The 9,901-nt window shown below is 75.9% G+C and carries 7 protein-coding genes; 4 read left to right on the forward strand and 3 right to left on the reverse strand.

Going from position 1 to position 9,901, the window contains the following annotated elements; translation table 11 throughout:
- Positions 1–536 (forward strand): SDR family NAD(P)-dependent oxidoreductase (locus E1284_RS34420; protein ID WP_131944344.1); only part of this gene is annotated, 536 nt, incomplete at its 5' end.
- Between the two features lie 12 nt (positions 537–548).
- Here E1284_RS34420 and E1284_RS34425 read toward each other — a convergent pair.
- Positions 549–2,234 carry a bis-aminopropyl spermidine synthase family protein gene (locus E1284_RS34425; RefSeq protein ID WP_131944345.1) on the reverse strand — a complete coding sequence of 562 codons (1,686 nt, stop codon included), beginning with the start codon at positions 2,232–2,234 and terminating at the stop codon, positions 549–551.
- Between the two features lie 103 nt (positions 2,235–2,337).
- Positions 2,338–3,768: an FAD-dependent monooxygenase gene (locus tag E1284_RS34430; RefSeq protein ID WP_131944346.1), complete on the reverse strand. Its 1,431-nt coding sequence runs from the start codon at positions 3,766–3,768 to the stop codon at positions 2,338–2,340.
- Positions 3,769–3,934: 166 nt separating this feature from the next.
- On the opposite strand from E1284_RS34430, the gene E1284_RS34435 reads away from it, so the two are divergent.
- Both E1284_RS34435 and bdeA read left to right on the forward strand, forming a co-directional pair.
- A complete protein-coding gene (locus E1284_RS34435) occupies positions 3,935–4,771 on the forward strand; it encodes a class I SAM-dependent methyltransferase (protein ID WP_131944347.1) in 837 nt (278 codons plus the stop codon).
- Positions 4,772–4,902: 131 nt separating this feature from the next.
- Complete coding sequence (gene bdeA, locus E1284_RS34440) at positions 4,903–5,790, forward strand: bis(hydroxyethyl) terephthalate hydrolase (RefSeq protein WP_424923522.1); 888 nt, start codon at positions 4,903–4,905, stop codon at positions 5,788–5,790.
- A 7-nt stretch (positions 5,791–5,797) separates the two neighbouring features.
- Here the strand turns inward: bdeA and E1284_RS34445 are convergent, their stop codons facing one another.
- Positions 5,798–7,069, reverse strand: coding sequence for a PucR family transcriptional regulator (locus tag E1284_RS34445; protein ID WP_131944349.1), 1,272 nt, complete (start codon positions 7,067–7,069; stop codon positions 5,798–5,800).
- Between the two features lie 262 nt (positions 7,070–7,331).
- On the opposite strand from E1284_RS34445, the gene E1284_RS34450 reads away from it, so the two are divergent.
- Positions 7,332–9,901, forward strand: a 2,570-nt coding sequence (locus E1284_RS34450) for an AAA family ATPase (protein ID WP_131944350.1), incomplete at its 3' end; no start/stop codon positions are given.

Raw genomic sequence — 9,901 nt, forward strand, 5'->3', positions numbered from 1 at the left:
CGGGCGGGCATGTCGGGATCTTGGTCGCCGGCGCCACCCTGCTGTCGACGGCCCCGTTCGCCGAGGACGACCTGGACGAGTGGTGGCGGGTCATCGACGTCGACCTCGGCGGCACGTTCGCGTGCGCGCAGGCCGTCATGCCGGGGATGGTGGAGCGCGGCGGCGGCCGGATGGTGCTGATCGCGTCGGAGGACGGCCTGGTCGGGCTGCCGGGCGCGACCGCCTGCTCGGCGGCCAAGGCCGGGATCGTCGCGCTCACCAAGTCGCTCGGCCGGGAGCTCGGGCCGCTCGGCATCGCGGTGAACGCGATCGCGCCGAGCGTGATCGACACGCAGCGGCTCGCGGAGCGCGCGCAGGCCGCCGGGATGCCGGCCGACGAGTTCCGCGCCCGGCAGGCCGCGCGGGTGCCGCTCGGCCGCATCGCGATGGCCGCGGAGATCGCGGCGACGGTGGCGTTCCTCGCCGACGAGCGGATGCCGACGCTCGTGGGGCAGATCCTGCACGCCGACGGCGGGACGAACCGGACCCGCGCCTGAGCCGCCCCCGGATCAGCCCGGCAGGGCCGCCACCGACCGTTCGACGTCCGCCCCGAGGACGGCGAACAGGTGCGCCGGCAGGTCCATCGGCGACCGTTCCAGCAGTTCGGGGCGGCTCGCGGCCGATTCGACGGCGGCGCGGGCCTCGCTCTTGGTGAGCGTCCGCCCGGCGGACCTCTGGAGCGCGATGAGCCCTTCCCGCCAGCCGTTGCCGAGCTTCCCGTGCGCCCGCGCGCAGACGAACCCGAGGACGCGGTCGGGGCCGGACAATCCGTCCGGCCGCGTCCGCTCCGCGAGGACGACGGCCTGGCCCGGGCCGGGCGTGCCGCGCAGGAACCGGTCGATCCGGTACTTGGGCCCGATGAGGCGGGCGAACTCCCGCTGCCCCTCGGCGTCCTTGAGGAACGGCAGGTCGTTGCGGCACACGAGGACGGCCCGGGGCGCGTTCGCGGCCAGCAGCGCCCGCACCGCCGACGCCCCGAAACCCGGATACAGGTTGACCACGACGGTGCCGTGGTCCTGCAGGTTGCGGGGCAGCGGCGCGCCCAGGAAGGCGGGCAGCCCGATGCGCCGGCCGGGTGCGTCCGCGGGCCAGTCGTCACCGACCAGCAGCGCCTTCTCCCCCGCGCCGAGTTCGATGACCCGGGCGGCGGCCTCGCCGTCCAGGCCGGCGGACGCCTCCACCGACTGGACACCGTGGGTGTACATGGCGGTGCGGGCGTCGTCGGCGGCGGCGCGGGCGGCGGCGGCCGTCCGCCGGGTGGGGCGCAGCACGTACAGCGCCGCCGCGCCGCCCACGGCCTGCGCGCCCACGTACCGGTTGAAATTGGGCAGCATCGCCTCGTACGCGAGGTGCAGCGGGTTCAGCGCCTTCTGGACGGCGAGCCCGAGCGCCGGCTGCCGCTCGCCGAACCCGTAGGCCAGCAGGATCCGCCCGTTGCGCTGGTCTCGCAGCCCTTGCAGCCCGCGCGCGACGAACAGCTGGACGCCCTCGGGCGTGTACGGCGGGTCGGTGAGGACCAGGTCGGCGGATTCGCGGAGCGCGGCGGGCAGCCCGAGCCGCAGGTCGGCGAAGTGGCAGCGCACGTCCCAGCCCCGCCGGGCCGCCTCGCCGTCGATGAACTCCAGCAGCCGCTCGTCGACGTCCACCACGCTCGCCCGCAGGCCGGGCGCCCCGCCGGCCGCGAAGAGGCCCAGCGACGTGAGGTCGTGGTCGCCGACGAACAGCACGTGCGCGCCCGCCAGGTCGAAGCCGTCGAGCATGAACCGGGCCCGCTTGACCACGGTCTCGGCGGTGGCGGGCACGTGGTCGAGCGCCTGCACCGGCGGCGGCGCCGCACCGATCAGCGCGGCCGTCGCCGCCAGGACGGCCGGGTCGCGGCGCGCGGCCTTCGTCCACGCGTCCCGGGCGCCGAACGGCTCACGCTCGTCGAAGACGTCGTCGTACTTCCCGGCCTGCGCTTTCGCGATGCGCTTCCCGTCACCGGACGATTCGAGGTCGGGCTCCACCGCCCGGAAGACCGCCTCGACCGTGCGCCGCGACGTCCCGGTCAGGGCGACGACCTCCTCGACCGAGCGGAACTCTCCGCCGGCCAGCAGCCGGCCGATCTGGTCGATCCGCCGGCGGTCGATCCCGAAATCGGCCCGCAGCGCCCGGACGGCCTCCACCGGGCCGTCCTGCCGCTCGGCATCAGTCATGGCCCCCGATCCTACGGCCCGCGCGCACCCCCCCGGCCGCCCCGTCGTTGACCTGCGGCGTGTTGTTGTTATGAGGGCGTCCAAAACAACAACACGCCGCAGATCAACGCGGGCGGTGGAGGCGGTTCAGGTGGGTGCGGATCGTGCCGGCGTCGCCCGTGGCGGCGATGTAGCCGTCCGGGCGGATCAGCGCCAGGGGCGCGGGGCCGTAGAAGGCGCGGGCCGCGTCGCCGGGCTCCCGGTAGTCGCCTCGATCGCCGATCGTGACGACGCGGACGCCGGGGTGCTCGAAGTCCGTCCCGAAGGCCAGCACGGTGAAGTGCGTGCCGCGCAGCAGGTCGTGCAGGCGGTGCCGGGTGCCGGACGTGTCGTCAAGGACGGCGTCCGGGGCGCGCGTGCCGCCGAGCGGGCCTTCGGACAGGGAGCTGTCGGGGTAGCCGAGCAGGAGCTGCCGGGTCTCCTCTCCGCGCTTCCAAGCGTCCGCCTGGCCCTGGGCGGCCTTCTCGTAGAGCCGCGTGCTGATGCCGAGCACGCCGGCGGCCGTGGGGAGGCGCTCCTCCTCGTAGGTGTCGAGGAGGGCCGCGGGACCGCCGCTGAGGACGCCGGCCAGCTTCCAGCCGAGGTTGTACGCGTCCTGGACGCCGGTGTTGAGGCCCTGCCCGCCGGCGGGCGAGTGGACGTGGGCGGCGTCGCCGGCCAGGAAGACGCGGCCGTCCCGGAAGCGCTCGGCCATCCGGATGTTGACCCGGTAGACGGAGCTCCACGTCAGGTCGGTCAGCCGGATGTCGGTGCGGCCGGTGCCGGCCTCCAGCATCTTCTGGTAGGTGGCCAGGGTGAGTTCCGGGTCCTCCGACGGCCGGATGGGGGCGGTGAACTGGAAGTCGTCCGTCCCGGCGAGCGGGCAGAGGCCGACGCGCGGGGTCCGCGTCTCCGGGTCTGCCCACATGTGCCAGTGGTCCCGGTCGAGGTCGGCGGTCCGGACGTCGCCGATGAGCGCTCGCTCCTCCTCCCGGGTCTCGCCCATGAAGGGGACGCCGAGGGTCTTGCGGACGACGCTCCGGCCGCCGTCCGCACCGACGAGGTAGGCGGCGCGCACCGTCGTGCCGTCGGTGAGCGTCGCGGTCACGCCGTCGGCGTCCTGGGTGAACGTGGCGAGTTCGGCCCGCTCCACCCGTCCGCCCAGTTCCGCGAGCCGGTCGCGGAGGATCTCCTCGGTGCGCCACTGCGGCACCATGAGCCCGTTCGGGTACGGGACGGCGTCGGTCGGGGCCTTCACCTCGCCCATCCGCCCCTCCCACACGACATCGCCGCCCGCGTAGGCGCGGATCGGCGGGTACGGCCCGCCCGCGCCGAGGATCGCGCCGATCACCCCGAGGTCGTCGAGGACCTCCAGCGTGCGCGGCTGCAGGCCCTTGCCGCGCGAGCCGGTGCGCGAGCCGGGGTCGATGATCCGGTGCGAGATCCCGCGCCGGGCGAGGTCCACCGCGAGGGTGAGGCCGGTCGGGCCGGCGCCGATGATGAGGACGTCCACCATGATGTCTCCCTTCTCCGCGGAACAGTTTTCGGCGGCGCCCTGGCAGATCACTGTCAGACCGCTGACAGCGATAATGTGATGGCACGTATACCGCCAATTTATTTCGCGCTGATATGATTGGAGAAACGGCAGGTATGTTCCTCTTTCGACGAAAGGGGAACGGCCGATGGACGAGGGACGGCCCAGCACGACCGCGCTTTCCGCGGCGGCGGCGCGGGCGGCGCATCTCACGGCGGACGGCGCGCCGACGATCTTCGCGGACACGGTCGCGGAGCGGCTGCTCGGCGGTCTCGCGGACGAGATGATCGGGTACCACCGCACGCACGGCGAGCACATCATCCTGGCCGGGACCAGGGCGGTCACCACCGTCCGGGCCCGGTACGCCGAGGAGCGGCTCGGCCCGCACGGGCAGTACGCGGTGCTCGGCGCGGGCCTGGACACCTACGGCTACCGCGGCGATCCGGGAATCCGGGTCTTCGAGGTCGACCACCCGGCGACGCAGGAATGGAAAAGGGGCCTGCTGGCGGCGGCCGGAATCGAAATACCCGAGCGGGTCGCGCTCGTCCCCGCCGATTTCGAGGCCGACGAACCGGTCGGAAAGCTCACCGGCGCCGGATTCGATGCCAGCAGAACGGCCCTGGTGAGTTGGCTCGGCGTCAGCTTCTACCTCACCCGCGACGCCGTCGCGAGAACGCTCGGCGAGATCGCCCGGCTCGCGCCCGGCACCGAACTCGTCATGGACTACGCGCTCCCGGACGGCCACCGGGACGCCGAGGGCGACGCCTACGCGCGGATCGCCGCGCAGGTCGTCGGCGAGCACGCCGAGCCCTACCGCTCGCACTTCACGCCCGGCGAGATCGACGCGCTGCTGACCGGCCGCGGGTTCGAGGTCGCCGCGAACGTCGCCCTGCGGGACGCCGTCCCGCCGGAGACCTGGCGGCGGGCCGACGCGCTGCGCCCGTTCGACTACTTCCGCCTGGTCAGGGCCGTCGTCACGGGATGACCGGCGATTTCGCCGATGCCCGGGGGCCTGCCGCGTGCGCAGACTGTGCGCGTCCTGGAGCCGGCCCCCGGCTCCGCCCCGTTCCGGGGAGCCGGCTCCCGGCTCCTCCCCCCGAACAGGAGCGAACCGACGTGCGATCCCTCCCCAGCCGGGCGGCGAAAACGCTGCTCGCCACGGCCCTGGCCGCCGGCGCCCTCGCCGTCCCGCAGGCCCTCTCGCAGGCCGCGCAGGCGGCCGACAACCCCTATGAGCGCGGCCCCGCCCCGACCCAGAGCAGCATCGAGGCGCTGCGCGGCCCGTTCGCGACGTCCCAGACGAGCGTGTCGTCGCTGAGCGTGTCCGGCTTCGGCGGCGGGACGATCTACTACCCGACCAGCACCGCCGCCGGGACGTTCGGTGCGGTCGCGGTGGCGCCCGGCTTCACCGCCGACCAGAGCAGCATGGCCTGGCTCGGGCCGCGGCTCGCCTCCCAGGGATTCGTGATCTTCACGATCGACACCAACACCCGGCTCGACCAGCCCGACAGCCGCGCCCGGCAGTTGAACGCGGCGCTCGACTACCTCACCCAGCGCAGCAGCGTGCGGAGCCGGATCGACGCCTCCCGGCTCGGCGTGATGGGCCACTCGATGGGCGGCGGCGGCACGCTGGAGATCGCCGAGGACCGCCCGCAGTTGCAGGCCGCGATCCCGCTCACCCCGTGGGACCTGCAGAAGAACTTCTCGGACGTGCGCGTCCCCACGATGATCATCGGCGCCGAGGCGGACACGATCGCGCCCGTCGCCACGCACTCCAAGCCGTTCTACACCAGCATCCCGGCCTCGTCGGAGAAGGCGTACCTGGAGCTGAACGGCGCCAGCCACTTCGCGCCGAACATCGCGAACACGACGATCGCGAAGTACAGCATCTCCTGGCTCAAGCGGTACATCGACAACGACACCCGCTACGACCAGTTCCTGTGCCCCGGCCCGAGCCGGGACCTGAACATCTCCGAGTACCGGGACACCTGCCCGAACTCCTAGCGCTCCCCTACCGGCCGGGCCGCCCGCTGCCTCCCCGCACGGGCGGCCCCGCCATGCCGTCGGAGCCGTCCCCCGTGCCGTGCAGCCGCAGCGCGCTCAGCGCGAGGGACAGCTCGACGAGGTCGCCGGGGCGGGTGAGCGTCCGCCCGGTGAGCTGCTCGATCTTGCGGAGCCGGTTGAGGACGGTGTTGCGGTGGCAGAACAGCCGGTCCGCCGCGCGGGCCGCCGAGCCGTCGCACTCCAGCCAGGTCTCCAGCGTCATCAGCAGGACGTCGCGGAAGGCGGGGTCCACGTCGCCGAGGCCGCCGAGCGCGACCTGCCCGAGCCGCCCGGCGAGCCGCGGCTGGGACAGCACCAGCGCGTCGGGGAGCCGCCGGTCCAGGCGGGCGATCTGGTTGCCGGCGCCGCGGCACGTCCGCAGCGCCAGCTCGGCGAACCAGCGGGCGCCGCCCAGCTCCGCCAGCGACCCGACGACCGGGCTGACCCCGGCGTGCGACCGCGCGTAGGGGCGGACGGCGGCGACGAGGTCGTCGAGCCCGGCGGTGCCGAGCGCGACCAGCGCCACCTGCGCGTCGGTGCGGAGCCGCCAGATGAACCGCATGCCGCCGGTGTCGGCGGGGCGGCGCTCGACGCCGTCCCCGAACCCGCACTCGGCGCCCAGCATCACGACCGCGTACCGCCCGGTCACGGGCAGGCCGAGGACGGACGTGGCGGTCGCGAGCAGTCCGCCGTCGGCGCCCTGCCCGTCCAGCAGCGCGTCCACGATCGCGTGCACCCGCTCCTCGCTGCGCCGCGCCAGCTCCAGCTCGGTGCGGTGGTAGGCGGCCGCGGCGGCGCCGGACTGCTCGTCGATGGTGTCCCAGGTGCGGGTCGCCTGCCGGATCAGCGCCGGGACGTTCTCCGGGTCGTGCTGCCCGACGACCTCGACGACCGCCTCCCAGAACACCCGCCCGGACAGCCGGTAGGAGCGCAGCAGCTGGTCGAGCGGCTGCCCCTGGTGCGCGCGGCGCTGCCCGAGCCGGCGCGCCCAGTCCAGGTCGGCGCGGCCCCGGCCCGGATCGAGGATCGTCTTGAAGCCGTGCCCGAGCCCGGTGTGGCACATCTCCCACACGTCGTGCCGGAACGCGTCGTCGCGGTCGCCGCGGTCGCCGGACAGGATCTCGGCGGTGAGCCGGTCGGCGAGGTCGGGCAGCCGGTCCGAGAGCCGCAGCACCGCCTTGCGCATGATCGTCCGGTCGGCGTCGACCTGGCCGGCCAGATCAGGCCGTCCTCCCGTCATCGAGGGCCACCTCCAGCACAACGCGGGGGCCTCATCGTGCCATCACGGGCGCGTACGGGCCATCATCCGGCGGCCGGACTGTGCGGGCTCACAACGGGGGCCCGTCCGGATTGCGCGGCGGCCACGCGAGTGGAAGCCGCTCTGGACCGGCCGCGGGTGCTCGTGCTCACCTATGGTCCCCTTCGCTTTTGAGACCCCGTCCAATAGGGAAGCCCGCACGGCCCCCCGGCCGCGGCCGGTTCCCCGGTGAGGAGGGACCGCCATGACCTACCCCCTGCACGGACGCGAACGCGAGATCCGGGCGATCGAGGTGCTGCTCGACCGGGCCCGCGGCGGGCGCGGCGGCGCCCTCACCCTCGCCGGGGACGCCGGCGCCGGCCGGACGGCGCTGCTGGAGGCCGCCGCCCGCGCGGCCGGTCCCGCCTTCCGGGCGGTCGGCACCACCGGCGTCCCCGGCGAGACCGCCGTCCCGTACGCGGGTCTGCACCGGCTGCTGCGGCCCCTCGCCGCGGAGACCGGGCGGCTGCCGCCCGCGCACCGCGGCGCGCTCGGCACGATCATGGACGGGGCGCCGACCGCCGCGCCGCTCGTCCTCTACACGGCGGTGTGCGAGCTGCTCAGCCTGGCCGCGGCGAGCGGGCCGGTGCTGTGCTGGGCGGACGACGTCCAGTGGCTCGACCGCGCCTCGCTGGAGGTGCTGGCGTTCGCGGCGCGGCGCGTCCAGGACGAACCCGTCGCGGTGCTGTTCGCCACGCGCGACGACCGGGACGACGCGGTGGGCCTCGCGGGCATCCCCCGGCTGCGGCTCGCGCCGCTCGACGAGGAGGCGAGCCTGCGCGTGTTAGAGGACGCGCTCGGCACCGCGAACGGCGACCTCGCCGAGGAGATCGTCGACCTGGCGTGCGGGCGGCCCCTCGCGATCCGGGAACTCGCCGCGGGGCTGACGTCCGGGCAGTTGTCCGGGGCGGCGCCGCCGCCGCGCGCGCTCCCCGCCGGAAGCTCCCTGCGCGCCCTGTACCGCCGCCGCCACCGGGGGCTTGCGGCCGGGGCGCGGCGGCTCGTCCTGATGGCGGTCGCCGAGGAATGGCTCGGCGCCGCGACGCTCGCGCGGGCCGCCCGGCTGGACGGCATCGGCGCCGCCGACCTCGACGCGGCCCGCGACTCGGGGCTGCTGCGGTTCGAGGGCGAGGGCGTCGCGGTCCGCGACCGGCTCGTCCGGTCCTCGCTGTGGGCGGACGCGTCGCGGGAGGAGCGGCGGGACGCGCACGCCCTGCTCGCCGAGGTCCTCGTCCGGGAGTGGCAGCGGCCCCGGCGGCTCTGGCACCGCGCCGCCGTCACCGGCGAACCCGACGACGCGCTCGCCGCCGGCCTCGCGGACGCGGCGGCGAAGGCCCGGCGCGCGGGCCGGTACGCCGACTCGTGGCGGCTCTGGCAGCGGGCCGCGACGCTCACCGTCGAGCACGGCGTCCGCACCGACCGGTTCCTCGCCGCCGCCGGGGACGCGTGGGCGAGCGGGCGGTCCCGGCGGGCGCGCGGCATGCTCCGGCAGGTCCGGCCGCCCGCCTGGGACGGGACGCGGGCCGCCCGCGCCGCCCTGCTGCGCGGCGAGATCGAGGTCGCGGCGGGCTCCCCCGCCACGGCGGTGCCCGTGCTGCGGGACGCGGCCGAACGGCTCGCCGGATCCGACGCGGCCGCGGCGCTGGCCGCGCTGATGTGGGCCGCCGAGGCCGCCGACGCGTGCGGCGACGCGCGCACCTACCTGGAGATCGCCGACCGCGCCGCGTCCCTCCCGCCCGGCGGCCCGCCGGACGGGACGACGCCCGCCGGAAGTCCGCGGGGCGAGCTGATGCTCGCCTACCTCGGCGGCATGGCGGCCACCGTCCGCGGCCGGTACCGGGAGGCGGCGGACCGGCTCGGCACCGCGGCCCGGCTCGGCGCCGACATCGCCGACCCGGCCGCGCGGGTGTGGGCGGCGCTGGCCGCGTTCGGGCTCGGCGACGGGCCGTCCACCCGGCTGCTCGCGGCCGAGGCGGTCGCCGCCGCGCGGCGGGCCGGGAACGCGCCAGTCGAGTCGTACGCGCTGCTGGTCGCGGGGCGGTGCGAGGCGCTGCTCGGGCATCCGCCGGCGCCGATCACCGCCTGCCACGACGGGCTGCGCCTCGCCCGCGCGACCCGGCTGCACGGCCACGCCACCGAGCAGCTCGCCACGCTCGCGCTCACCGCCGCGCTCACCGGCGACGCCGGGACCGCGAACGCGCACCTGGCCCTGCTCACCGGCGCCGCCGACCGGCGCGGCCTGTCACGCGCCGCCGCGTTCGGGACCTGGGCGCCCGCATGCCTGGACCTCGCCGCGGACCGCCCCGCCGACGCCGCCGCGCGGCTGCGGCTGCCGGGCCGCGCCGGGCTCGCCCACCCGCCGGCGCGGCTGTTCGCCGTCCCGCACCTGGTCGAGGCGCTGGTGCTCACCGGCGACCACGAGCGGGCGGCCCGCGCCTACGCGCACTTCCGCCGCTGGACCGACGGGATCGGCGCGGCGCCCGGAGCGCCCGGAGCGCCGGGCCGGGAGGCGCTCAGCCGCCGCTGCCGCGCCCTGCTCGCCCGCTGCGACGCCGAGGCGGCGGAGCACTTCACCGAGGCGCTGCGGCTGCACGAGACCGCCGGCGCCGTGTTCGACCTCGCCCGCACCGAGCTGCTGTTCGGGCACCGGCTGCGGCGCGGCCGCCGGCCCCGCGCCGCCCGCGCGCACCTGCGCGCCGCGCTGCGGATCTTCGAGCGCTACGGCGCCGTCCCGTGGACCGCGCGGGCCCGCGCGGAACCTGTCTCTCATACACA

The organism is Actinomadura bangladeshensis (assembly GCF_004348335.1).
In the GTDB taxonomy this organism is placed as follows: Bacteria; Actinomycetota; Actinomycetes; order Streptosporangiales; family Streptosporangiaceae; genus Spirillospora; species Spirillospora bangladeshensis.

What these genes read in the sequence shown, in the direction of transcription:
- E1284_RS34425 (WP_131944345.1), bottom strand. Translation starts at nt 2,234, where the DNA reads ATGACTGATGCCGAGCGGCAGGACGGCCCGGTGGAGGCCGTCCGGGCG.
- E1284_RS34430 (WP_131944346.1), bottom strand. Translation starts at nt 3,768, where the DNA reads ATGGTGGACGTCCTCATCATCGGCGCCGGCCCGACCGGCCTCACCCTC.
- E1284_RS34435 (WP_131944347.1), top strand. Translation starts at nt 3,935, where the DNA reads ATGGACGAGGGACGGCCCAGCACGACCGCGCTTTCCGCGGCGGCGGCG.
- E1284_RS34445 (WP_131944349.1), bottom strand. Translation starts at nt 7,069, where the DNA reads ATGACGGGAGGACGGCCTGATCTGGCCGGCCAGGTCGACGCCGACCGG.